The 25,725-nt window shown below is 37.5% G+C and carries 23 protein-coding genes, 1 rRNA gene and 1 pseudogene; 8 read left to right on the top strand and 17 right to left on the bottom strand.

What is annotated here, in order from left to right:
- Positions 1-150 precede the first annotated feature (150 nt).
- The 3 genes and pseudogenes from F7888_RS23125 to F7888_RS19250 form a co-directional block, all read right to left on the bottom strand.
- The gene (locus tag F7888_RS23125; RefSeq protein ID WP_412096019.1) at positions 151-1,095 is read right to left on the bottom strand and encodes a methyl-accepting chemotaxis protein; all 945 of its coding nucleotides are present in this window, start codon (positions 1,093-1,095) and stop codon (positions 151-153) included.
- Positions 1,096-1,224, bottom strand: a pseudogene (locus F7888_RS23120) (HAMP domain-containing protein); the annotation flags it as partial.
- A 1,125-nt stretch (positions 1,225-2,349) separates the two neighbouring features.
- Positions 2,350-3,888 (bottom strand): bifunctional GNAT family N-acetyltransferase/carbon-nitrogen hydrolase family protein, encoded by a 1,539-nt coding sequence (locus F7888_RS19250; RefSeq protein ID WP_191782433.1) that lies wholly within the window; start codon positions 3,886-3,888, stop codon positions 2,350-2,352.
- Between the two features lie 185 nt (positions 3,889-4,073).
- Between F7888_RS19250 and F7888_RS19245 the strand changes: the two genes are divergently transcribed.
- Positions 4,074-4,511: a disulfide oxidoreductase gene (locus F7888_RS19245; RefSeq protein ID WP_191782431.1), complete on the top strand. Its 438-nt coding sequence runs from the start codon at positions 4,074-4,076 to the stop codon at positions 4,509-4,511.
- A gap of 2 nt (positions 4,512-4,513) precedes the next feature.
- The gene (locus tag F7888_RS19240; protein ID WP_191782429.1) at positions 4,514-4,987 is read left to right on the top strand and encodes a thioredoxin family protein; all 474 of its coding nucleotides are present in this window, start codon (positions 4,514-4,516) and stop codon (positions 4,985-4,987) included.
- A 180-nt stretch (positions 4,988-5,167) separates the two neighbouring features.
- Here the strand turns inward: F7888_RS19240 and F7888_RS19235 are convergent, their stop codons facing one another.
- Positions 5,168-5,566: a DUF5365 family protein gene (locus F7888_RS19235; RefSeq protein WP_191782427.1), complete on the bottom strand. Its 399-nt coding sequence runs from the start codon at positions 5,564-5,566 to the stop codon at positions 5,168-5,170.
- A gap of 165 nt (positions 5,567-5,731) precedes the next feature.
- Between F7888_RS19235 and F7888_RS19230 the strand changes: the two genes are divergently transcribed.
- Positions 5,732-6,631, top strand: coding sequence for an RluA family pseudouridine synthase (locus tag F7888_RS19230; protein WP_191782425.1), 900 nt, complete (start codon positions 5,732-5,734; stop codon positions 6,629-6,631).
- Positions 6,632-6,686: 55 nt separating this feature from the next.
- On the opposite strand, the gene F7888_RS19225 is transcribed toward F7888_RS19230, so the two are convergent.
- Entirely contained in the window at positions 6,687-7,367 is a 681-nt protein-coding gene (locus F7888_RS19225) for a SurA N-terminal domain-containing protein (RefSeq protein ID WP_191782424.1), read from the bottom strand.
- Positions 7,368-7,649: 282 nt separating this feature from the next.
- On the opposite strand from F7888_RS19225, the gene F7888_RS19220 reads away from it, so the two are divergent.
- Positions 7,650-8,537 carry a sulfite exporter TauE/SafE family protein gene (locus tag F7888_RS19220; protein WP_191782422.1) on the top strand — a complete coding sequence of 296 codons (888 nt, stop codon included), beginning with the start codon at positions 7,650-7,652 and terminating at the stop codon, positions 8,535-8,537.
- A 38-nt stretch (positions 8,538-8,575) separates the two neighbouring features.
- On the opposite strand, the gene F7888_RS19215 is transcribed toward F7888_RS19220, so the two are convergent.
- Positions 8,576-9,154 (bottom strand): class D sortase, encoded by a 579-nt coding sequence (locus F7888_RS19215; RefSeq protein WP_191782419.1) that lies wholly within the window; start codon positions 9,152-9,154, stop codon positions 8,576-8,578.
- A gap of 158 nt (positions 9,155-9,312) precedes the next feature.
- Here F7888_RS19215 and F7888_RS19210 point away from each other — a divergent pair, with 158 nt between their 5' ends.
- Positions 9,313-9,411, top strand: a complete 99-nt coding sequence (locus F7888_RS19210) for a YjcZ family sporulation protein (RefSeq protein ID WP_191782418.1) — start codon at positions 9,313-9,315, stop codon at positions 9,409-9,411.
- Positions 9,412-9,466: 55 nt separating this feature from the next.
- Here F7888_RS19210 and F7888_RS19205 read toward each other — a convergent pair whose 3' ends face one another.
- The 3 genes from F7888_RS19205 to proC all read right to left on the bottom strand — a co-directional run bounded on the left by F7888_RS19205 (position 9,467) and on the right by proC (position 13,479).
- Positions 9,467-11,311: an LTA synthase family protein gene (locus F7888_RS19205; protein ID WP_225228903.1), complete on the bottom strand. Its 1,845-nt coding sequence runs from the start codon at positions 11,309-11,311 to the stop codon at positions 9,467-9,469.
- Between the two features lie 164 nt (positions 11,312-11,475).
- Entirely contained in the window at positions 11,476-12,411 is a 936-nt protein-coding gene (locus F7888_RS19200) for a VanW family protein (RefSeq protein ID WP_191782413.1), read from the bottom strand.
- 261 nt (positions 12,412-12,672) lie between these two features.
- Complete coding sequence (proC, locus tag F7888_RS19195) at positions 12,673-13,479, bottom strand: pyrroline-5-carboxylate reductase (RefSeq protein WP_191782411.1); 807 nt, start codon at positions 13,477-13,479, stop codon at positions 12,673-12,675.
- A 129-nt stretch (positions 13,480-13,608) separates the two neighbouring features.
- On the opposite strand from proC, the gene F7888_RS19190 reads away from it, so the two are divergent.
- Together F7888_RS19190 and F7888_RS19185 are read left to right on the top strand one after the other, a co-directional pair.
- Positions 13,609-13,764 carry a hypothetical protein gene (locus F7888_RS19190; protein ID WP_191782409.1) on the top strand — a complete coding sequence of 52 codons (156 nt, stop codon included), beginning with the start codon at positions 13,609-13,611 and terminating at the stop codon, positions 13,762-13,764.
- A 116-nt stretch (positions 13,765-13,880) separates the two neighbouring features.
- On the top strand, positions 13,881-14,135 hold the full coding sequence (locus F7888_RS19185) for a DUF1292 domain-containing protein (protein WP_191782407.1): 255 nt from the start codon (positions 13,881-13,883) through the stop codon (positions 14,133-14,135).
- Positions 14,136-14,174: 39 nt separating this feature from the next.
- Here F7888_RS19185 and katX read toward each other — a convergent pair whose 3' ends face one another.
- The 7 genes from katX to F7888_RS19150 form a co-directional block, all read right to left on the bottom strand.
- On the bottom strand, positions 14,175-15,758 hold the full coding sequence (gene katX, locus F7888_RS19180) for a catalase KatX (RefSeq protein WP_412096018.1): 1,584 nt from the start codon (positions 15,756-15,758) through the stop codon (positions 14,175-14,177).
- Between the two features lie 282 nt (positions 15,759-16,040).
- Entirely contained in the window at positions 16,041-16,985 is a 945-nt protein-coding gene (locus tag F7888_RS19175; RefSeq protein WP_191782403.1) for a sugar-binding transcriptional regulator, read from the bottom strand.
- A 120-nt stretch (positions 16,986-17,105) separates the two neighbouring features.
- Positions 17,106-19,127 (bottom strand): transketolase, encoded by a 2,022-nt coding sequence (tkt, locus tag F7888_RS19170; protein WP_225228902.1) that lies wholly within the window; start codon positions 19,125-19,127, stop codon positions 17,106-17,108.
- Between the two features lie 19 nt (positions 19,128-19,146).
- Positions 19,147-20,004 (bottom strand): 6-phosphofructokinase, encoded by an 858-nt coding sequence (locus tag F7888_RS19165; RefSeq protein ID WP_191782398.1) that lies wholly within the window; start codon positions 20,002-20,004, stop codon positions 19,147-19,149.
- Positions 20,005-20,228: 224 nt separating this feature from the next.
- Positions 20,229-21,722 (bottom strand): L-arabinose isomerase, encoded by a 1,494-nt coding sequence (araA, locus tag F7888_RS19160; RefSeq protein WP_191782396.1) that lies wholly within the window; start codon positions 21,720-21,722, stop codon positions 20,229-20,231.
- Positions 21,723-21,768: 46 nt separating this feature from the next.
- Entirely contained in the window at positions 21,769-22,461 is a 693-nt protein-coding gene (araD, locus tag F7888_RS19155) for an L-ribulose-5-phosphate 4-epimerase (RefSeq protein ID WP_191782393.1), read from the bottom strand.
- A 95-nt stretch (positions 22,462-22,556) separates the two neighbouring features.
- On the bottom strand, positions 22,557-23,645 hold the full coding sequence (locus tag F7888_RS19150; protein ID WP_191782390.1) for a GntR family transcriptional regulator: 1,089 nt from the start codon (positions 23,643-23,645) through the stop codon (positions 22,557-22,559).
- Between the two features lie 173 nt (positions 23,646-23,818).
- On the opposite strand from F7888_RS19150, the gene F7888_RS19145 reads away from it, so the two are divergent.
- Positions 23,819-24,466: a YesL family protein gene (locus F7888_RS19145; protein ID WP_191782387.1), complete on the top strand. Its 648-nt coding sequence runs from the start codon at positions 23,819-23,821 to the stop codon at positions 24,464-24,466.
- A gap of 1,178 nt (positions 24,467-25,644) precedes the next feature.
- Here the strand turns inward: F7888_RS19145 and rrf are convergent.
- Positions 25,645-25,725 (bottom strand): 5S ribosomal RNA (gene rrf / locus F7888_RS23170); the annotation flags it as partial.

Raw genomic sequence — 25,725 nt, 5'->3', positions numbered from 1 at the left:
CACTACTCACGCGCACTAGCAACCCCATCCAGTCTGCTCCACACGAATCAGGGCACTACTCACGCGTTCTAGCACCCCCACCTAGCAATCTCCCCCTTAATCAGGGCACTAGCACTAGTACTATTACCATCCAAACACCAATCCATCAACTCATAGCTTAAATTTTTGAAGCGAGGATGTTAATTCTTGGCTTACTTTCTCTAATTTTGTTGAAAGGTCGATTAAATTTTCTCCAATACTTAATTGTTGGACACTTAGTGAAGCTACTTCTTCTGATGTAGCGGAAGATTCCTCTGCCACCGCATTCACATTTTCCATTGCGCTTGATAATGTTGATTGTGAGTTCTCAAGCTCATAAATTGAGCGCGACACGATACCTAGTTCATCTAAAAAGCTAAACATTTCCTCTTTTACAGATAAAAAGATGGTATTTGATTCTTTCACTGCTGTCACTTGTTCTTGGAAAAGTGGATATGCTGTTGATAACACATCTACGGTTTCATCAATATCCTGTTGAATGCCATCGGTAATTTCTCCGACTATTTTAATTGATTGACTTGATTGATCAGCCAATTTTCTAATCTCATCAGCAACGACCATAAATCCTCTGCCTGCTTCACCAGCTCTTGCCGCTTCAATTGCTGCATTCAGAGATAGGATATTGGTTTGTTTAGTCATATTATTAAGCAAATCCAAAATTTTACGAATCGATTTTGTACTTTCTTTTAATTCATCTACTTTGTTAAGAATAGCAAGGTTCATTTGCTCTGTTGAATTAGTTTTTGAAATAAGTTCATTCATATAGACTGTACCTTGTTCACTGACCATATTTACTTCATTAGCTGTACTTCCTAATGATTCATTTGTTTGAATGACTTTTTTCATTTGATCTGAAATGGTGGTTGTGATGTATGTTCCTTTTTCAGCTTCAGATGCTAATGTTGATGCCCCTAAAGCAATTTCTTCTGTTGCTGTAGCAACCTCTCTTGCTGCTTCTGCTGTATGCTGAGATGCTTTTGTTAATTCAGTTGCTGTACTTAGAACCTCTTCAGTTGCTTCATTTACCTGATTCACTAAATGAGTGATTTGGTCCATCATGTCATTAAAGTTCTGTGCTAGCTGTCCAATTTCGTCCTTGCTCTTAATTGATGAACGAACTGTTAGATTCCCTCTTATTCCTTCAAGCATTAATGAGCTAAGCTGTGTAATTGGTTTTCCAATCATTTTCACGACAACAAAACCTATCACAACAGCAATGAGTGCAGCAGCTAATGCCATTAAGATTGTTAGTATTCTAATTGAGTTTGTTTCATCGGCTAACTCTGATTTAGGAAAAGCCCCAGCCACATCCCAGTTGAATTCACCTATCTGATTAGATACCTTAATCATTTCAGCATCATCTATAATATGCTCTGTTCCGATTAATTCAGAATCTGGAGAGTAAATGACTTGATTCTCCTCATTAATTACCATCGTATAACCCGCTTGTCCTAGCTGAGCTGACTCTAAATATTCCCCAAGTTGGGAAAGCTTGATTTCCATGAGGAGTACAAACTGATAATTTCCATTGGCTAGCTTCACCAATCGGGAAAGTCCAAAGGTTGGTTCTCCATTTCCTAGAATCCCTTCTTGATTAGATTCAATCCATCTTGGAGTTCCATCTAATGCGATGCTATCCTCAAACCACTTGGAATTCCTAATTTCATCAGGTACAGCAATCTCTGTTGAAATCTCTTCCTTGTCCTTATCAATCGGAATAATTGAAATGGAAGCGATCTCTTTATTGACATACAGGTAGCTTTTCAGCCTGTCCTCTGCTGATTTAATAGCTGTTAATCGATCAAACTCATTATCAGAACTTGAAGCGGTTACAGGAAATTTCATTAAATCCTGATCCACGATTAAACTCACGGTTCGCTTCACATAATCATCAAATACAATATTTAGCTTTTCAGCCGTCTGAGTAATCGTTTGTTGACTACCTTCAGACACCTTTGACTCAATGACTTTTTTCGAATTTGTATAAGAGAAAAGCCCCACTGCGACGACACAAACTACAATGCTAATGAAAAATAATACAAATAATTTCATCCCCACAGAATTGAATTGAAACGTCCTCTTCTGCCCATTTGTCTTTTTCTTTTTTTTCAGTAATTGTTTTTTTAATAACACGTCATTTTTCCCCCATAGCTCCAGTTTATGAATTCGTTTTCATTATACCATCGGACCCATTTTCATTGAGGAAATGTTTATGAATTTTATATGTTTTTTATTCATCAACAGGACTTTTGACCTAATTTATCCTCAACAAAAAATGTCAGACTTCATTAAGTCCGACATTTTCCATAGCTATTGCTTATAGTTAATATGATATATATCACGTCTTCGATCCTTCAGCTGGCGAACCGTTCCTGATTGGCGTTGTCGTCTTAACACTTCTAAGTCTACATCACCAATGACAACCATCGGTAAATTGGGACTACATTCTCCTACAATTCCATCTCTCGCGAATTCAAAGTCTGATGGAGCAAAAATCGCTGACTGTGCATATTGAATATCCATATTTTCTGTTTCTGGTAAATGACCAACAGTTCCAGCAATAACTGTATAGATTTGGTTTTCAACGGCTCTTGCTTGTGCACAATATCTTACCCTTAAGTAGCCTTGACGATCCTCAGTGCAAAACGGGGTGAAGATGATTTTGGCTCCTTGCTCTGTGGCAATTCTAGCAAGCTCTGGAAACTCAATATCATAACAAATTTGGATTGCAATTTTCCCGCAATCGGTATCGAATACTCGAACTTTATCCCCTCGACTAATCCCCCACCATTTCCGTTCGTTCGGTGTAATATGTAGCTTATATTGCTTCTCAATTGTTCCATCTCGTCTAAAAAGATAAGCAATATTATAAATCTTATCGTCTTCTTCTACAAAATGAGAACCACCAATGATATTAACATTGTATCGAACCGCTAAGCTTGTAAATAATTGAATATAATCTTCTGTGTACTCCGTCACTCGTTGAATCGCCTTACTTGGTGATTTCTCTTGCATAAAGGACATTAGCTGTGTTGTGAAAATTTCAGGAAAAACAGCAAAATCACTTCCTGCATCTGAAGCCACATCTGTATAGTACTCAACTTGCTTAGCAAATTCATCAAAAGACTCAATCAGCTTCATTTCATATTGAACAACACAAATACGGACTGGAAAGGATGTTTTGTAATGCTGCTTTGTTTTCCCGATGTAATCAATGTTATTCCATTCCATTAAGGTCGCATATTTATCCGATTGAAAATCATCTGGTAAATAGTTTGGATTGATCCTCATTAATGTAAATCCATTCATTAGTTGGAAGGACAACACTGGGTCATATAATTTGTGAAGCATCACCTGTTGAACGTATTCTCTAGGAGATAATTCACTCGAGTGCTTATGGAAATTAGGAATCCTTCCACCAATGATAATGCTCTTTAAATTCAGTCTTCTGGCAAGGTCCTTCCTTGCTTCATATAAGCGATTACCAATTTTCATCCCACGGTAATCTGGGTGTACCATGACTTCTATACCGTAGAGATTATACCCATCAGGATTATGATTAGTTATATAGCCTTCATCGGTAATATCATCCCATGTGTGGCGATCATCATATTCGTCAAAATTCACAATCAAACTTGAGCAAGAACCAATGATTTCTCCGTCAAACTCAGCACATATTTGACCTTCAGGAAAATGCTCTAGGTGACTAATTAATTGCTCCTTCTCCCAAGGTACCATTCCTTTGAAACACTTTTCTTGTAGTTTGATAATGTCCTCTATATCCTTAAACTCGATGTTTCTGATGATCATCTTCTTTTCAAATTTGGATAAATCAATTTTCTCTGACATCATTCATCCCCCTTGATTGACCAGGCTTTTGACTCTTTTGTTCCCTTTTTCATATAAAAATAAACCTTTGCGAGCTATTACCCCTTCTTTTTTCCCTATTCATCCATTCTTTCTAATTGTTATACTATATAGTTGTATGCTTTAATATATTTATCAAATGCACAATCAGAGAGGAATAAGCAGGAATGAGTCAAAGTTATGAGAAGAAATTAGAAACATATCAGCTTATTGCGTTTTCAGCTGCGTTAATTGCTACATTAGGAAGTCTATATTTTTCCGAGATTATGTTATTTATTCCTTGTGAGCTCTGCTGGTATCAACGGATTTTGATGTATCCACAAGTCATTCTCCTTGCGATTAGCATTGTAAAAAAGGATTATGGTGTTTCAGTCTATACATTCGTCCTTTCTGTGATTGGATTATGCACTTCCTTCTATCATTACTTAGTTCAGAAGGTACCATTTCTTGGTGAGCATTCACTTTCATGTGGGATCGTTCCATGTAATACACAGTATATTAATTGGCTTGGCTTTATCACTATTCCTTTTTTAGCATTAGTGGCCTTTATTATCATCTCAATTTGTAGTTATTTAATGATGAAACAACTGAAAGAAGGGAAATAATCGTGAAGAAACTAATTATCTTTACATCTATAATTATTGTATTATTTGGTGCCCTGGCTTTTGTCACCACCTATTCAAACAGTGAAAAAGTAAAAGGGAATCCTTATGGGAAAGATACCTTAAACCAAGCAACTACAGATCAATTAGATGATCCTAATTATCAAAATCAAATCCTACCAGAGGAATTAAAAGCTAGTCTAGAAGCTGGGGAAACACAAACTGTCTACTTCTACAGTCCTACCTGTCCAGCTTGCCAAGCTTCCACACCAGTCGTCGTACCATTAGCAGAAGAACTTGGAATAGACCTGAAGAAATTCAATCTACTCGAATTCCAAGCTGGCTGGAACGAATACGGAATCGACGTAACCCCAACCATCATTCACTTTGTAGATGGTAAAGAAGTAAAGCGCATCGACAGCTACCAAGAAGAAGAAACCTTTAGAACTTGGTTCAGTGAACTAGAAGTAGAAAAATAGACGGGTTCTCTAAGAGAATGGTGATTCACCACACTAGCAGGCTGAATATATGGAGACTCCCGTGGGACTAGTGCTACCCGAGAGGACGCGGAGTATATCCAGACTGCGGCATTTTATCAACAAAAAAAAGGCATTCCCACCAGTGCACCAGCACTAAAGGGAAAGCCTTTTTCATTATAATTACGCTAAATATAGATTAGTCGGTTTAGAATACCTACTTATTACCTCATGCTTCAACGTTGTAAATTGATCCAACGTAAAAGGAAACGAATACCCATATTCATTTAAAATCATCACATTCTTAGAAAAAATATCTTCGTGAGTACGCTCAATCATCTCATATTGAACAGTTTCCATCACAGCAATTAAAGCCTGCAAGCTTGAGATAAGTTGGAATGCCTCTTTCATCGTCCCATTATACTGAAGATCTTCCTCATTCGGTGCTAATACATTAATTGCTTCCATTTTGATAATATACTCATCAGAAAAATGTAAAGGAAAAATCTCAGAATAAATATATTCAATTAATTCCTTTATATAATTTTCCTGTTCTGGAGTAGATGCGCATACTATTTTCACCCTAAAACCACCTTACTGTCTAGTCTTCCAATTTTGCTACTAATAGAATAACATAGGGCTACATTCAAATGGTAAGGTAAGTCTTTCCTCTATATTCATTTCCTTCTAACGTTACCATTCGATATAATAGAGCTTACGTACATTTAGATTGAAAGGTGATTATCTTTGAAAATAGCGAAAAGAGGACAATGGTTACAAATAGCAGTACCCGTAGAATGGTCAGGACTTAAAATTGAAGACATTCTTAAAGAAAAACTACATATTCCTAAATCCTTACTACACGAAATCCGTATGAATAAAGGGGTAAAGCTAAATAATGATACCCTCCCCTGGAGCAATACAGTAAAAACATCCGATTCCCTTCAAATTCAATTATTTGTGGATGAGGACTACGGGTTGATTCCAGAGTATACCGATTTAAACATCCTTTATGAGGACGATCATGTGTTAGTCGTGAATAAGCCAGCTAATATGGATACACATCCAACAACAGAAGGGCAATTAGGGACACTTGCAAATGCAGTTGCTTTTCATTATCAAGCCCAAGGTATACAGACAAAGGTGAGGCATGTTCATCGTCTTGATCAAGATACAACAGGTGCGATTCTTTTTGCGAAGGATCGATTATCTTCAGCCGTGTTGGATCGTATGCTTGAACGCAGGGAGATCAAACGTACCTATTATGCACTAGTCCATGGAATCATCAAGCAGAAATCAGGAACGATCGATGCCTCCATCGGTCGAGATCGCCATCATCCAACTAGAAGACGTGTCTCCCCATCTGGGCAGCAGGCAAAAACGAGATTCAAGGTCATTGAGAAACTTCCTAGTGAACAGATGACACTTATCGAGCTTCAGCTTGAAACGGGAAGAACTCATCAAATACGTGTTCATATGAGTCATTTAGGGTATCCCTTGGTTGGGGATATTCTCTATGGGGGCAAAGAGGTTTTCTCTAGACAGGCACTGCATGCGAAGTATGTACAATTTCCACATCCAATTACAAATGAGGTTATTCAAGTTGAAGCACCTTATATGGATGTACCACCTATTTTTCCACAATAAAAAAGAGGTTGTCCTACAAGTATTCACTACTTGCATTGGACAACCTCTATATTTATTAAATAAATTTCTCGATTTCACTATCTTCTCTTAGCTGATCAAGTAATGCTTGAATTTCTTGTTGCTGTTTTTGCTGAACAATGGTTTGTTCAATTTGCGGCTTCACTTCTTCAAGTGTAGGTAACTCTTCTTCTTCACTTACTTCTGTATATTGATCATACATTTCTTTAATTTCTTCGTCTGTTGCTTCTGGTGTCGGAATCTTTGACGTTAGATATTTACTAATTTTTAAATCCTTAGCAATTTGAGCTTCTAACTCTTCTTCAGTCAAATTATTCGCTTCTAATGCTTCATTATATTGTTCATCTGTTTCAAATTGGCCTTTGATTTCAGTTAAACTAGCCGTCACATCTTCAGGAGAAGTAACAATTTCATCTTTATCAGCAGCTTGGAGGACTAATTCATTATTGATTAATTGATCTAGTGCCTGCTGTTCGAGTAGCTTCGTCTCTTCTTCACCCAAACTATCAACATCGATGCCGCTCTGTGCATAATTTAATTTATACTGCTCTAATGCAGAGCTATATTCAGATGACAAAATCGTTTGTCCATTGACACTTGCCACGACTTCATCCTTTTTTGACGATTCGTCTGTTGATTTATCGTTTGATCCACAACCAGCTAATGCGAAGATCAAGCTTAAGCCTACAATGATGCCCTTACTCTTATTAAAAAACATTTTACCTCTCCTTTTTTTTAAAGAATACTAATAATTGTAACATAGCTTCTCCTATCCTGCATTTTAATTTGCTGTTTGTCATGCAAATGTATTATCAATGGAAAATTTGGGCATCACGTTTTAAAGTTTTACATAAGAATGAGTTCATGCCCTTCTATAATCAACATGGTTTCTGTATGATAGGAGGAGAGACATTTTTTAACCTTAACCATGTTTAAAATCCTTATGCCATCACAAAATAGATAAGGGTTAGTAGATGGTCATAAGAAAGGAGTTTCTCAATTGCCAGAAATTATTCTTTATCTTTCTTTAGGTTTGGGAATTGGAATCTTGTCTGGTTTCTTTGGAATTGGAGGAGGATTTATCCTTACACCAATTCTATTATTACTTGCTTTCAATCCTGTTATAGCCATTGCGACAAGCCTATTATATACAATTGCTACTTCCCTTTCCGGCTCTTTCGCCCATTATCGGTTACATCATATTAAGTGGAAGCCTGCAATTCTAATTGGCATCAGTGGAATCATTGCCACACAATTTGCACATCCATTTGTTTTATATATTGAAAGGTTACAGATCGAAGATACAGTCGTCCCCATTTTATATATTCTGTTAATCTGTTATTTTTCCATCTCGTTATTACGGAGACAAAAAGAGCAAATATTAGCTAGTACAATAGAAAAGAATACTCGTGTTCAAGTCATCAGTAAAACAATTCTGATTGGATTCTTCGCCGGTTTCATTTCGGCTACATTGGGTGTTGGTGGTGGCTTCATCATTGTCCCATTATTAATTAGTGTTCTTTCCTTTACGCCTAAATATGCTGTTGGCACAAGTCTCTTTAGTGTTCTGTTAATTGTCACAGCTGGTTTTGCCTCATATGCCTTCAATACACCCCTTAATTATGAGATCAGTGGAATCTTAATTATTGGGGCCATTTTCGGTGGACAAATCGGTTCCCTTTTTACAAAAGGCTATTCAAATAAACAAATTCGAACCTTCCTGGCAGGTCTCTATATAGCAACAGGGATTAGCTTGGTTCTCGATTTATTTAAGCAAGATCTTGTAGGGTTAATGACACTTTCCATTTATTGTTTATTTTTACTTATTCATTTTTCAATGCATTCGATCCGTAAGAGAAATGTTATGAAAGAAAACCAAACCCCATAAAAAAACAAGGCAAGCTTCTGCCTTGTGAATTCGAACAATTATTGTCTTTCCGCATACATAATATAGCGGTCTGGAGCATCACCAATATAGCTAAATGGATAGCAGGTTGTAAGAATTAATTCTTCTTCCTCGTCCTGTAAGGTGATAATGCTTGTATCATCTGCACTTACGATTTTCGTATTGGTAATCTTGTAAGTGAAATCCCCTGTTGGTAATTGAATGACTAACGTATCTCCTAGCTTTAATTTTCCCATATCCCGAAAGACCGTGTCACGATGTCCTGATAAAACAATTTGTCCATTTTCATCTGGAAGGTAAGAACCTCGGTAATGCCCTACCCCTTTATCTAAATCATCAGGATCAGTACCTTCAACAATTGGTAGCTCTGCATTCAAAACAGGAATCGATAATATTCCGATGGTTTCACCGAATTTCACGTCAGATTTTTTGATCACTTCCTGACTATTATTCTCACGTCCCTGTTGAATTAATTCCTTAGCTTCAACCAAAGACTTAGATGTCTCTGCCTTGGTCTTATAGATCTCCCATCCAGAATAGCCGATAATGCCTCCTCCACAAAGAATAAATAAAAGAGCAATGATTGAGCTTTTTTTCATGGAATTCTCCCTTTTTTCGAATTTTTCATATAGGATTTATTTTAACATATTTTGTTGAAAATCAATTGTTAAAACTTTTTTGTTTTTCCACCGATGTCCATTTCACATCATCAAAAGGACGCATAGATTATAGTAACTCTGTTAAAGGAGGTGCTACTATGAGCTACGCAGGTGGAGGATATGGAAACAGCTTTGCGTTAATTGTTGTACTTTTCATCCTTTTAATTATTGTTGGTTCAGCTTACGTAGGCTGGTAATTAACAAAATGGAAGAAGGCCCACTCTAAAAAAGGTGAGCCTTTTTTCAATGACTTTATTCAAGAAATCGGAATAAGTCACCATATATGATTTGATCTGAGTAATTAAGCTCTTCTTTTGCTAATGACATGTAAGGTTTGCAGGATTCTTTCGCAGCCTTCATCCCTGTATCACGTATGTAACAGTTATTTCCAGTCATGATATATTTATCCGTTATAAAGCTTCCATCCCTCAAAATCACAAATTGTCGCTTATCTGTTGAAAATAAATCACTCCCAAATTGAATCGCTCCCTGTTCATTAATCCCCATCAGGTTAAGAATCGTTGGTTTGACATCAACCTGTCCAGCAACCGTAGTGATTTCTTTCGTTTCCGTACGATTTGGAAAATGAATGATAAAAGGGACACGTTGCAATTGAATCGTCTCATATGGTGTTATTTCCTTTTCTAAAAACTGAGCCATTGCTTTATTATGATTTTCGGATATACCATAATGGTCTCCATACAGGATAAAAATAGAATTATCATATAACCCCTCTTGCTTCATCTTCTCAAAAAATTGCTTTAGGGCTTCATCCTGATATCTTACGGTTGTAAAGTAGCGATTCACCGTACCATCCTTTGATGTCCATTCAGGAATAATCTCGTCTGCTTGTGCTAGAGTGAACGGAAAGTGATTGGTCAAGGTCAGTAATTTTGCATAATAAGGCTGTGGAAGCTCTTTTAAATACGGAATCGTTTGGGAGAAGAATTCTTCATCCTTCAAGCCCCAGCCAATTGAATTCTCCTTACTGATCTTATATTCCTCTTCTGCATAAAAGCGATCATAGCCTATTGCATTATACATTACGTTTCGATTCCAGAAGCTTTTATTATTCGCATGAAAAACCGCAGAATAATAGTCACCCGCTTCCCCTAAGACACTTGCTAAAGTATGGTATTGATTTTCCGGATTCGAAAAAAACACCGCTCCTCTCGGAAGTCCATAAAGCGAGTTCTCAATAATAAATTCTGCATCAGACGTCTTACCTTGTCCGGTTTGATGGTAGAAATTCGAGAAATAATAGGTTCCCCGCTCTTTAATTAATTGGTTAAGAAATGGCGTGATTTCTTGCCCTTCTACCTTATTATTAATAACAAAGCTTTGTGTTGATTCGAGCGCAATCATGATAATATTTTTCCCTTTAGCTGCCCCAAAGTAATCTGGATTAGGTTTCTGTTCATTCGCTTTGACATAATTAATGATTTCAGTCAGCTCATTATTATCAGCTAATACGATTTTTGTCTTCGTATTGGTATATAGATAGAAATCGTATACATGATAAGCATAGAGACCAATATTTTTCACAAGCAGCTTTCGATCAAACGATCTCGTTAATAATTCTGGTCGTTCTTTATGGGCTAATCCTGTATTCAGAAGAAGTAAGATTATCCCCATAGTAAGAATGGCTGTCCTATTTTGATTGATCACTTCACTTCTTAAGTGTAATCTTTTTGAAAGAAGAATCAGCAAGAGTAAATCTACAAACAATAGGAGATCTAGCAATCCAATCAACCCGAATAGACTCCCACCAAGATTGGCCAAGTGCATCGACTGAAACATCACCGGGATTGTAATAAAATCATTAAAGAAACGGTAGTAGAGAACATTGCCATATAATACAACAGATATAATGGAATAAATAATGAATAGGGCAGATTGATGATACTTCCTCTTCACAAATAATGAAGCTGATAGAAGAAGCATAATGGCACTTACCGTACTTAATACTAAAATGATCTCAGCAATCGCTGTATCAATTCCCAGATCAAATACCGTTTTGCTCACAATATATGTTTTGATACTTAATAGAATAGTTGCCACCCAATACAAAGAAATCCTAAACACAAAAAAACGCAATGTACAGCCTCCTTTTTTGCCTCTTTTAGGATTATATGTATTTACTTGTTTTTTTAACAAAGAAATCATACAATTTGTCCATTTTTTTCATAAACTTGGTAAATAAATAGAGCTATCAGATAAGTGGTGTGCACTTATTTCAATAGCTCTTAATCATAGTATATTTATTGTCCTGCAACAAAGCGTCCTGCTGATGTGATTTGCACTTCTAATGTACCAGCGCTTTCGTTCATTATTGTTTTGATGACGACTGGGTAGTCTTTGTTATTGATGAATTTAAAATCTTTGAATCCATATGCAATGGTCGCGTCTTTTCCTTTTGGAACATAGCCTACTTCTTTTGAATGATGATGAAGTTCGATGATTTCTAGTCCCGCTCTTTCAACTGCATTATAGAGGGTACTTGATGTTTGACAGATGCCTCCACCATACCCTGTCACAAATTGTTTGTTTTCAATAACAGTAGCAAGCTGATAACCTTTATCTGGCGTTGAATCTCCTACAATTAAGTTAAAATAAAAACGGTCCCCTGGCCCTAAGACAATTTGATCAATTTCTTTTGCAGATAACGCAATATTCGTTGTTCTGCCTTTGACAGAAGGGTCAAATCTCGTAGTATAACTCCCTAACACAACCTCCTCAAGTCCCATTACGGTTTCCATACTTACGTTAGGTTCTGTCTCTGTAATAGGCAATTCTACTACCCTATCAAATACTGACACATTCGTAAGTTGTTCTAACAACGCTTGCTCATCTAGGATGACTCTGCTTTGTCCGTCAATTAGACTCCCATCCTGACTGATGCGTGCGGGAATCATTGGTTGATCATATACCGAAGCTAGCTCTTTCACTAATGCTTTCATTTCTTCTTCATACTGTGTTTCGTCTGTATAATCAAATGGCTTAAGTGATTGAATGACAGAATCATTTCTTTGGTCAATCAACGTTAATTCATGTTCAAATTGTTTCGCTGACATTTGGATTTCTTTTTCTAAATGTGTAGCTGGACTTGCCTCTCCTTTTACTGTTGCTTTCGCTTCAACACTGCACCCCGCTAGTAATACTGAAATTCCTAATAAAAGTCCCCATTTCCTTTTCAACCGCACTCTCTCCCATACTAAAAGTTAATGTCACCATTTGTGCTTACTAGGAATTTTATTACAAATATTACAAATATATTACTGAATATGTTATTGTTTTATCTCCCATAAGTATTAGACGTTTTAGAGAACGGAAAGGTTACATAAATTGGAAAAATGTTTCAAATGGATATTAAGTAGTTGTGGATTGTTTGGGGAGCCACAATTTTGGTGGCCCCCTTCACCTGGTTATCAAAATATTTGAGGAGTTTGTCATTCATTTTACTTAGATAGCAGCACCGATTTTTTTGTACACTGTTCCATTGCTTTTAGAATCGTTCCTCTGAATTGAGTTTGTTCTAAGCTAACAACTGCTTCAATTGTTGCACCACCTGGGGTGCAAACATGATCCTTTAATTCTGCGGGATGGATTCCTGTTTCGAGCACCATTTTTGCTGCTCCTAATACAGCTTGGGCTGCCATATTCAAACCTTGTTTCTTTGTAAATCCTTGTTGAACAGCACCATCAGCAAGAGCTTCAATTAACATATACACATAAGCTGGAGACGATCCACTTACAGCCGGAATCGCATCCATTAATCTCTCTTCGATCGCTTCGACTTTCCCAATGCTTTCAAAAAGAACTTTGATTTGTTGTAACTCTTTATCAGTGACTAGGTCATTGTGACACATAGCTGTCATTCCTTCACCAACTAAGGAAGGGGTATTTGGCATCGTTCGAACAGCCTTAACTTTTCTAGAAAAACGTTCTTCTAATCCATCCAAACTTATCCCTGCAGCAATCGTTATGATGACAGTTGCTTCATTTAACTTGTCTTTTATTTCATCAATAACTGTTTGATATAAATTAGGTTTGACGGCAAGGACGAGAAAATCTGATTTTTGCGCTACCTCTAAATTATTTAATGTGACATGTATGCCATATGTATTCCTTACTTTTTCAAGGGTCTCATCCGACTTTGCACTTGCGATAATACGTGTAGGTTCAATGGTTTGAGCTCTAATTAGGCCTTGAATAATGGATTGAGCCATTTTTCCACAGCCAATAAAACCAATCGTTTTTTCCATAGTGTTCTCACTCCTGCTGCATTTATTTACTCTAAGGATACCCATTGAATGTTCGATCTTGCAACTTTTTAATTCCATGAATAATCCAAGGGTGACTTGGAACGCTAAAGAATAAAAGGACTGATGATTGTGGCTAAATTTACGCAAATGATGGATGTGATTTTTGGATTAACCCATTGGGTTGATTTCACAAATGAATGGAACGGCTTAACATCAGAGACAACAGATGTCCAAGGTGCTACAAATGAAGAACTGGAAGACATTAGCCCTGTTGTGACTGAATAGATCCATAAATGAATGCAACATCTCCATTGCCAGTCAAATGACTGGTTATTTTTATATAGAGAAAATCTTCAGCTTGTGGGGGAATTTATGGTTATAACAACCTGGAGGTGAACAAGATGGAGAACGAAGAGCTTAGAGATACGATTACGGTTGAAGATGAGAATGGCGTGATTAGAGATTATCGTATTGAAGCATTATTTGATATGGAAGAGGATTCCTATGCGTTATTAAGGGATGGCGAGGAAACTCTCTTGATGAGAATTGAGGATGAAGATGAGGAGCAGTACCTCGTAGGGATTGAAGATCTTCAAGAAAAAAACTCCATTCTCGATGCGTATCAAATTGCCGTAGAAGCAGCACCAGCTGACTAGAAAGAAAAAGACCCCAAGAGGTCTTTTTCCTGTTGATTATTAATACGGATCTGACGGGTGACCCATTTGTTCTGCTTGCTTTACAGCTTCTTCTGTATCTGTTGCCCCAATCGGACCACGATGAGTCGCGTTTGGATCATTATCGGCCATAGAAAGTCCTTCTCTGACTCTTCTTCCATATTCTTCATCACATTTTGTGAAATGTTCAACCATTTGGTCTTGAATTTCTTTGCGACAAGGCTTTAATGTGTTAACTAAATTGTTAATCAGCTCATCACGTTCCCAATCAGTAAATCGGCGATAGGTTTCACCCGCTTGACCATAATTATTTTCTCGCTCAATTTTTTCTCTTTTCACTTCACCCTCAACATAAGGTGTATGCTCTTTGCCAGTTTGTTGTGCTTCCTTTAGTCCTCCAATGATCGATGGCTCATAGTTTACATGTGGATTTTGTTTCTCACCTTTATCCACTACATATTCCATTTGCCCACCACGTTGATTGGTTGCTACATGTTTTTTCGGAGCATTGATTGGCAGCTTTAGATAATTTGTCCCAACCCGGTATCTTTGTGTATCAGAGTAAGAGAATGTTCTCCCCTGTAAAAGCTTATCATCTGAGAAATCAAGTCCATCTACAAGGACCCCAGTACCAAAGGCAGCTTGCTCAACCTCTGCAAAGTAATCCTCAGGATTCTTATTTAGCACTAATTTCCCTACTGGCACCCATGGGAAATCTTCTTTATACCAAAGCTTTGTTGGGTCAAGAGGATCATAATCTAGCTCAGGATGCTCATCATCACTCATGATTTGAACAAAGAGTTCCCATTCTGGATAATCTCCATTTTCAATTGCTTCATATAAATCTTGAGTCGCATGATTAAAGTTCTTTGATTGAATTTCTTCCGCCTCAGCTTGAGTTAGATTTTTAATCCCTTGCTTTGGTTCGAAGTGATATTTAACAAGCACTGCTTTCCCTTCATCATTCACCCAACGATATGCATGAACACCTGATCCTTGCATATGACGATAGTTTGCAGGAATTCCCCAAGGTGAGAATAAGAAGGTAATCATTTGCATTGCTTCTGGTGATTGAGAAATAAAATCAAAAATACGCTCGCCATCCTGAAGATTTGTGACTGGATCTGGCTTAAAGGCATGCACTAAATCTGGAAACTTAAGAGGATCTCTGATAAAAAATATTTTCAAGTTATTCCCAACTAAATCCCAGTTCCCATCCTCGGTATAGAATTTAACAGCAAATCCTCTTGGGTCTCTCAATGTTTCTGGAGAATGTCCTCCATGAATTACTGTGGAGAATCTGATAAATACTGGAGTTTGCTTTCCCTTCTCCGTGAATACCTTTGCACGAGTATATTTTGAAATCGGATCATCACCATATGTACCATACGACTCGAAGTAACCGTGTGCCCCTGCACCACGGGCATGAACAACACGCTCAGGGATTCTCTCGCGGTCAAAATGACTAATTTTTTCAAGGAAATCGTAATTTTCTAATGTGGTTGGTCCACGATTCCCCACAGTTCGTACACTTTGATTATTTGTTACTGGATGCCCTTGTCGATTCGTTAATACGTCTTCACTATTCGATTGTTTATCTTCCATTTTCATCCTCCTTATGAACATCATGGAAGTATTATTACCCAACCTATATCGTAATACACCAAAATAATATGAAAAAAATGTTAATTTTTTTGTGCTTTTTTTCATAATAACTGGGGATAACAAGAGCATACTTGTATACAAAACTCTATATGAAAGCGATCGACATGTGGATAATGATGTGGATAAACCTCATTTCGCTGTGGATATGATGTTATTATCTGTTATTTCAAATAAAAAAAACATAAACAATCATCTCTAGAAAAAGGATGAGTTGTTTATGTTTTAGTAATCCTGTTCTAATAACATTTTGGCAGTTAAGTCATCAGTGACTAACACATTAGCATAGCCGCCCTTAAGTGCCCCATATATAGCATCAAGCTTTCGCGGACCACCTGCAATCAGGATGGATTTATCCTTTTTCGCTAATTCGTCAAGTTGAATCCCAATCGTTCGATCATTTAGCCCCTCTATGCAAATATACCCCTGCTTATCGAAGAATCTTGAGCATATTTCGCCCGCTGCCTTCGATTGAATTAACTCTCTATCACTGTTTGAGAAATATTCAGCTTGTAATAAGACTGAATCAACTTCTGGGATACCTACACTGAAGATGGCGATATTCGCTTCTCTTCCTTTTTCCAATAGCTTATGAATATGGCGATCAGCTTCAATTGCCTGCTTAACGACGATGTGATCAACAATCGCTGGCAGTGGCAATAGAAATGTTGGCGTATTAAATGCCTCACCAAACAAATGGATGATTTCAGATGCATATGTTTTTGTTTCTGAATGACTAATTCCTCCATTTAATTGGACAATTTGAGCACCTGATATATTCTTAGGCTTCAGGTTTTTGGCCACTTCATAAATCGTTGTTCCCCAAGATGTTGCAACAATATCGCCTTCATTAATAACATTATATAAGTAAGCTGCTGCAGCTTCTCCTATGTATTTCTTGATGATTTCGTTTTCAAATTCAGGAACTGAAATGACATACGCATCTTTTAATCCAAATTTCGCTTTTAACTGCTCTGTTAGAATTTCACCGGTCTCTACTGGGTTGTTGATTTTTATTTCAACAATTCCTAACTCTTTCGCCTGTTTAAGCAGCCTTGAGACAGTAGGCCTAGAAACATCTAGTTTTTTTGCAATATCCTGCTGACTATAGTCTAATTGATAATATAATCTTGCTGCTTCAACGATTTTAGCTAGTTTTTCATTCTCCATTTAACCGCACCTATTAATCCTTTAGAATCAAAAAACAAAGTTGGTTCAAACTTTGTCTCAACTACTTCTTTTGTAGTAAACCACATCGCTGAACCAACTTTGTTTGTGTCATACATTAAATTAGTTATTATTAATTAAGTTCTTTACACGTGAAACCACGTTTTCAACTGTGAATCCGTACTCAGCCATGATTTTTTCACCTGGAGCTGATGCCCCGAATTGGTCAATGGCAAGAATATCTCCTTCGTCACCTGTGTAGCGTTCCCAGCCAAGAGAAGAAGCCATTTCAATGCCAAGACGTTTCTTCACTGATTTTGGAATCACTGATTCTTTGTATTCTTTTGATTGCTTCTCGAAGCGATCCCATGATGGCATACTTACAACCGATACTTGAATATTCTCAGTCGCTAATACCTTCTGAGCTTCCACTGCTAAGCTTACTTCAGAACCTGTAGCCAAAATTAATGCGTCTGGTTGATCTGAACTTGCTGGAGATACCACGTATGCTCCTTTTTGAACACCCTCATAAGCATTTTTATCTGTACCAGGTAGTGTTGGTAAGTTTTGACGAGTTAGAACAAGTGCAGTTGGCGTATCTGTTGATTCAACGGCAGTTCTCCATGCAGCAGCTGTTTCATTACCATCTGCTGGACGGATAATTGATAATCCAGGCATTGTTCTTAATGATGGTAATTGCTCGATTGGCTCATGTGTTGGACCATCTTCCCCAACGGCAATACTATCATGTGTGAATACATAAGTTACAGGAAGCTTCATTAAAGCTGCAAGACGGATTGCTGGTCGTAAGTAGTCAGAGAAAACAAAGAATGTTCCACCAAATACCTTCACACCACCATGAAGCGCCATTCCGTTTAATGCTGCACCCATTGCAAATTCACGTACACCGAACCAAATGTTACGGCCACTGAAATCTGCTGGAGTAAAGTCATTTCCGCCCTTAATCATTGTTTTATTTGATCCTGCTAAGTCAGCAGAACCTCCAAAGAATTGAGGAACACTGCTTGCAACTGCATTTAGTGCTTCTCCTGATGATGCACGAGTTGCTAAGCTTTTACCTTCTTCATAGACCGGTAAGCTTTTTTCCCATCCTTCAGGTAGCTTTCCAGCAATCGCTAGCTCCAATTGATTACTTAAATCAGGATATTGTTTTTTATATTCAGCTAATAATGCATTCCATTCTGTTTCTTTTTGTTCACCAGCGTCTTTGATCACTTCTTTAAAGTGTGCATAAACCTCAGATGGCACGTGGAAATCTTCTTCGAATTCCCATTTGTAAGAAGCCTTTGTTAATTTTGTTTCTTCTGCTCCAAGTGGTGCACCGTGTACATTTGACGTTCCAGCTAAGTTTGGAGAACCATATCCAATCGTTGTTTTTACTTCGATCATGGTTGGACGTGTAAGATCACTCTTTGCTTCTTCAATTGCTTTTGCAATTTCCTTAATATCATTTCCATCCTCAACACGGATGTATTGCCAATTATAAGATTTGAAGCGTTGTTCGATTGACTCTGAGAACGAACGATCTAAGTCACCATCTAGTGAAATATCATTTGAATCATATAGAACGACTAATTTCCCTAATTGTAAGTGACCAGCTAATGAAGCTGCTTCTGCAGATACACCCTCCATTAAGTCGCCATCTCCACAAATGCTGTAAGTGAAATGATCAACTACGTTAAAGCTGTCTTTGTTGTAGACAGATGCTAAATGTCTTTCTGCCATTGCCATACCAACAGCCATAGCAACACCTTGACCTAGCGGACCAGTTGTTGCATCTACTCCTGGAGTGTGACCAAACTCAGGATGTCCTGGTGTTTTGCTTCCCCATTGACGGAAATTCTTGATGTCATCAATCGATAAATCATAACCAGATAAGTGTAATAGGCTGTATAAAAGCATTGAGCCATGACCTGCTGATAAAACAAAGCGATCACGATTAAACCATGTTGGGTTGCTTGGATTATGATTCATGAATTTTGACCATAACGTATACGCCATCGGTGCTGCTCCCATTGGCATTCCTGGGTGACCTGAGTTAGATTTCTCAATCGCATCAATTGAAAGTGTACGAATTGAATGAATAGCTAATTGCTCTAAATTTACTGTTTCACTTACTGACATTGTTGTTCCCTCCGACTTTTTACTTTTTTTTGAAAATAACTTCATGATTTTGAATCACTAAACGTCCAGGCTCTAGACCTTTATTTATTAAATCTAATAACATAGTGCTAAGCTTTCTTATATAAATCTGATCCAATGCAGTAGGAAACGGACCGACACATTGGGACTTACTAATGCTCATGACCTTCCAGTCTACATCAAATTCAGTGGTAATCACTTGCTCTAGGCTTTTATGATCAACAGAGTAGTCCATCAGAATAAATAAGTATGATTGATTACGTCTATTTTTTTCCTCAATCGCCTTTTTTATTATCGTGAGACCTTCATTATGATCATTTGTTACAAATGGTGCATTAACAGCAAGTGCTGCATCCTCGACAAGTGGTGTAAATTGTTCACCAGGTACTTGAATCGGGAACACTCTTAATTTGTTATAAATTAAAGAACTCGCTGTATCACGAATTTTTTCTACTGATGAATATACCGTGTTAAGAGCTGAATCATATCCTAGGGAATAGCTTGATTCGGGTATCTCATTGAAAATCGAAACTGGCACATGAATCATATTAATCGTTGAATTGATTTGATGATGCTCTTCTCCACCTAATACAATCACATGATCAAGTTGTGCGATTTCCTCTAATTCATGATTGCTCCAATATTGATCTGGAAATGACATCAGAAGTGAATCACCTTTATAATCTGCTTGTTTGATTGATTCTGTATGTAGTTCTTTAAGTTCGATTCCTTTTGTATGACGATTCCATTCAATTCCATATAATGTATAGAGATTCTGATGATTTTCCTCAATAAGTGTACGAATTACTTCTATCGCACCCATTGTAAAGGAACCAAAATGAACTACTCCTAATTTCATGAACACCCTCCTCACGCATGAAATTTTGTTAATTCAGTTATGAACAAATGTTACATAAATTAGTATACTATATTCTCTTTTTAAAATAAACACTTCAACTCTTACTTTTTTATGTAAAATACGAAACAATGTTCATCTGTTTGTTAACTTTTTTACAAACGCTATACAAAAAGAAAGGGTAGACTCTAAATAGTCTACCCTCTTCAAAAGTTTTTTTATAAAAATTATCGCTTATTTGACCAAACAAAATCATTCCATTGTAATTCTTTGCGGAACTGCTGTACTTTTGTATCTTTATCAATGACAACGCACTCAATGCCAGTCATCTCGGCAAAGTCTTGTAATTGTTCAGTTGTTACCTTAAAGGAGAATCCAGTATGATGCGCTCCACCCGCATGGATCCATGCCTCCACTCCGTCTTTTAACGAAGGCTCAACTTTCCATAATACACGAGCTACTGGAAGATTTGGCATTTCTTCTTCTAATTTGACTGCTTCTACTTCATTCACAATCAGACGGAAGCGATTACCCATATCAATGATTGACGCATTTAATGCTGCTCCAGAAGCTCCATCAAACACCATACGTGCTGGGTCTTCTTTTCCACCTATTCCCAGAGGATGTACCTCTAAACGCGGACGAGTCACTGCAATTGTTGGGCAGATTTCTAACATGTGAGATCCCAACACTAGCTCATTTCCTGGCTCGAAGTGATACGTATAGTCCTCCATAAATGAAGTACCTTCATTACCTGCCATAATTTTCATTAAGCGAACAAGTGCAGACGTCTTCCAGTCACCTTCTCCACCAAATCCATAGCCTTGCTCCATTAAACGTTGAACAGCAAGACCTGGAAGCTGCTTCATTCCATGTAAATCTTCAAACGTTGTTGTGAATCCACCAAAGTTCCCTTCTTCTAGGAATCCTTTAAGTCCCAATTCAATCTTTGCTTGCTCTTTAATTGAGTCTCTTACTGGCCCTTCCACTAATCCTTCAGGAGTAAATTCATACGTTTCTTCATATTCTTTCATTAAATTGTTTAACTCTTCTTCTGACACATCGTTGATTCTTTGAACAAGGTCACCAATTCCATAGCCATTGATTGACCAGCCAAATTTAATTTGAGCTTCAACCTTATCCCCTTCTGTAACAGCTACTTCACGCATGTTATCACCGAAACGAGCAATCTTCAAATGCTTGCTTTCATTTACTGCCACTGCTGTACGCGTCCAAGTACCAATTTTCTCAAGGACTTCTTGGTCTTCCCAATAACCAACCACCACTTTACGGGAGATTCCAAGACGTGCCCCAATGAAACCATACTCACGGTCACCATGTGCAGATTGATTTGTGTTCATGAAGTCCATATCAATGCTATCCCAAGGAATATCACGATTAAACTGTGTATGAAGATGTAATAAAGGCTTCTGTAATGCTGTTAATCCAGCAATCCACATTTTCGCTGGTGAGAACGTGTGCATCCAAGTGATAATTCCAGCACAATTCTCATCATGATTAGCCTCCATACATAACGCACGAATATCATCTGGAGTTGTTAGAACAGGCTTAAAGACAATCTTATAAGAAATCTCTTCACTACTATTGATTCCTTCTGTAATTACCTTTGAATGCTCGGCTACTTCTACTAATGTTTCAGGTCCATATAAATGCTGACTACCTGTTACAAACCAAAACTCATAGTTCTTCGTTAATTTCATTGTGAATTCCTCCTACTATTTTTATGATATTAATAAATTACCGTTGTTAGTTCCCTTGACCATAGTAAGCATTCGCACCATGTTTACGTAAAAAATGCTTGTCTAATAACGCTTGATTAATTGGCTCTACATTCGGATTTAATTTCATTGTTTCTGATGCAATTTTTGCAACCTCTTCTAATACAACAGCATTATGAACGGCGTTATGTGCATCCTTGCCCCAAGTGAATGGTGCATGACCATTCACAAGTACGCCTGGCATAAATAAAGGATTAACCCCTTGGAAATGCTCGATAATGACGTTACCCGTTTCCAATTCATACTCACCTTGAATTTCTTCGTCTGTCATCTTTCTTGTACAAGGGATTTCCCCATAAAAATAATCTGCATGTGTTGTTCCTAACGCAGGAATACTTCTGCCTGCTTGAGCCCAGCTTGTAGCCCATGGAGAATGTGTATGAACAATTCCACCGATGGTTGGAAACGCTTTATACAACGCTAAATGAGTAGGAGTATCTGACGAAGGTTTTAACTCTCCTTCTAATCTATTACCCTCTAAATCTATAACCACCATGTCCTCAAGCGACATATCTTCATACTCTACTCCGCTTGGCTTAATCACAACTAAACCACTTTCTCTATCAATCGCACTTACATTGCCCCATGTAAACGTCACCATTTTGTATTTAGGTAATTCCAAATTAGCCTCAAATACAGCCTTTTTTAATTCTTCAAGCATCATCTCAGCTCCTTGTTCGAAAAAATCATTCTACACTCATTATATAATTGTACGTACAAATTTTCTAGTTATTTTTCATTTGTACGTACATAACTTTATATTATTCTCGTTGAATCCCTAACAATTAACTCAGGTGAAAATATAAAGTCATTCTGTCTAATTGAAGGATTCTCTATCATCTGTAAAAGAACTTCAGCTGCTTTCTTCCCGATTTCTGCCTTCGGATGACTTAATGTAGTAAACTTCACTTCCGTTGCAGTAGCTAATAGCGAATCATCAAAGCTAACCATTGAGAGATCACTTGGTATGCTTAGTCCCTCTTGACGCAGGACTTCTAAGAGCTTAATCGCCAGTTCATCATTATAACAAACAAATGCAGTAGGTCGTTCTTCATTTCGCTTTATCGCTTCTAGTGCTTTCTCTAGTGGCTTATCATTTTTCTCTTCTGTTGCATAGGTAATCACATTTACCGGATTCATAACAACTTGATCCTTTTGATGAGCACGGATAAATCCCTTCAGACGATTCACCCCTTGAATATCATCCGTCTTAAAAAATCCCATGATCCTTTTGTGTCCAAGCTTTATTAAATGCTCTGCTGCTAAAAATCCACCCAATTCATCGTCCACTTTTATGCAAGGACATGATAGCTCTGGATATCTTTCATTAATCATTAAATATGGTAGGTTTTTATTCTCAAGGGATAAGTAGAATTCTAAATTCGGATTTCCTTGAGCACTTTTAGTTGGCTCTATAATTAATCCCGATAACGGCTGATTCATTAACATTTCTAAGTTTTCTTTTTCCTTCTCCTTATGATTATCGGTACTAGATAATAGAAGACGATACCCTTTTGTCCTTAACGTTTCTTCAGCCCCACGAACTATATGTGGAAAAATATAATCTGAAATATATGTTGTTAATATCCCAATTAGATTAATATCCTTGCCTTTATTTGCTTCACGCTTAGACACAAAGGATCCTTTCCCTTGCACTTTGTATAACCAGCCTTCTTTTTCGAGTTCACCTAATGTTTGTCGAACCGTATGGCGACTGACCTCAAACTGTTGGGCCAGTTCATTCTCTGTAGGAATTTGGCCATTCATCTTTAACCTGCCAGAATGTATCCATGATAAAATCTCTTGCTTTAATTGTAGGTATTTCGGAATATTTCTTTCTTTCATTAGGTCACCCCGTCATCATCTAAAAAAATAGATCGTTTCTTTCACCTATTGTACCACGGATTAAATTTGTACGTACAAATGGATTTTTATCTGACAATTAAATGAAAATCTTCTTCTTTGTCCTATTTAATGTATAATGAAAGGGTATTAATCATTTATTGGAGGAATTACTTATGCAGACTTCCGGATTGATGGGCGGCTTTTATAAAATCACATTGATTATCTCAAGACTTGCCTATGTAAATTTACTTTGGACAATCTTTACACTAGCAGGACTCGTTGTATTCGGGTTATTTCCTGCCACTACTGCCATGTTTGCCGTAACACGAAAATGGGTAATGGGAGAGGACGACATCCCTGTCTTTAAAACCTTTTGGCAATCATACAAATCAGAATTTCTTAAGAGTAATCTAATTGGGCTAATTTTAATTGTGATCGGATTTATCTTATTCATTGATATTAGATTTTTCCAATCCCCTGACATTGGATTTTTTGCTATTCTGTTTATCCCTTTACTAGTCGTTTCTGTTATTTTTCTTTTAATATCGCTCTATGTCTTCCCTATCCTGGTTCATTTCGATATTAATATTAGACAAGTTCTTAAGAATTCATTTTTAGTGATGGCTTTAAATCCATTATTAACAATAATGATGTCTGTTAGTATCCTTGCATATTTCTTCATTCTATTTAAAATACCTGGATTAACGCTCTTTTTCACAGGAAGTGTAACTGCTTATATCATTATGTGGTTTGCAAATCACGCTTTCCAAAAGGTTCAACAAAAGCAACAAACATTTTTTGCAAAGAAGGAGAATGTGTAATTCATTGTTTTTGATGAGTCGGCTGGTTGAGCAACAAACTAGAAGTCGTAGATAAGAAGAACTTTTGCGGAAATTGCCTTCGATACAAAGCTAAATGCCTCTTTTAATTGGAAAGAGAGGCATTTAGTTTTTTTTATGCTGTTTTATCCTATTTGACTGGCTTACAGGACATTAGTGGCATTGACTTAGCTTGTTTATCTGTTTTATTCTTTTGATTTGTCCTATTGGATGCTCCCCTAAGACACTTCGCTCGAGATTTGCTCCTGTTTTGTCCTATTAGATGCTCCAACAAGACAGTTCGCTCGTTCTTTGCTCTTGCTTTGTCCTATTGGATGACCAACAACAGAACAGTTTGCTAGTTTTTTGCTCTTGCTTTGTCCTATTGGATGACCAACAGAACAGTTTGCTAGTTTTTTGCTCTTGCTTTGTCCTATTGGATGACCAACAGAACAGTTCGCTCGGGATTTGCTCTTGTTTTGTCCTATTGGCTGCTATAACAGAACAGTTTGCTAGTTCTTTGCTCTTGCTTTGTCCTATTGGGTGCTCCAACAAGACAGTTCGCTCGTTCTTTGCTCTTGTTTTGTCCTATTGGATGACCCTACAGGACACTTCGATTGGGAATTTCTCTTGTTTTGTCCTATTGGCTGATCCTACAGAACAGTTCGCTCGGGATTTGATCTTGTTTTGTCCTATTGGATGACCCTACAGAACAGTTCGCTCGGGATTTGCTCCTGTTTTGTCCTATTGGATGACCCTACAGAACAGTTCGCTCGGGATTTGCTCCTATTTTGTCCTATTGGATGCTCCAACAAGACAGTTCGCTCGGGATTTGCTCTTGAAGTGTCATATTGGATGCTACAAAAGAACAGTTCGCTCGGGATTTGCTCCTATTTTGTCCTATTGGATGCTACAACAAGACAGTTCGCTCGGGATTTTCTCCTGTTCTGTACCATTGGATACCCCAACAAGACAGTTCTTTCGTTTTTTGCTCTTTCTTTGTACTATTGGATACACCAACTGGACACTTCAATCTGGCTTTGTTCTTACTTTGTCCTATTAAATGCCCCAACAGGACACTTCAATCTGGCTTTGCTCTTATTTCGTCCTTTAATATGCTAAAAAACAATAATCTAAAACACAAAAAAGACCAGCTCCAAAAGGAACTGATCTTTTGTCTTGCCTAGCGACGTCCTACTCTCACAGGGGGAGTCCCCCAACTACCATCGGCGCTGAAGAGCTTAACTTCCGTGTTCGGTATG

It is taken from the genome of Litchfieldia stipae (assembly GCF_014837155.1).
GTDB lineage: Bacteria > Bacillota > Bacilli > Bacillales > Bacillaceae_L > Litchfieldia.
The sequence above is the reverse complement of the archived record's forward strand: the minus strand, read 5'-3'. Positions and strand labels throughout refer to the sequence as shown.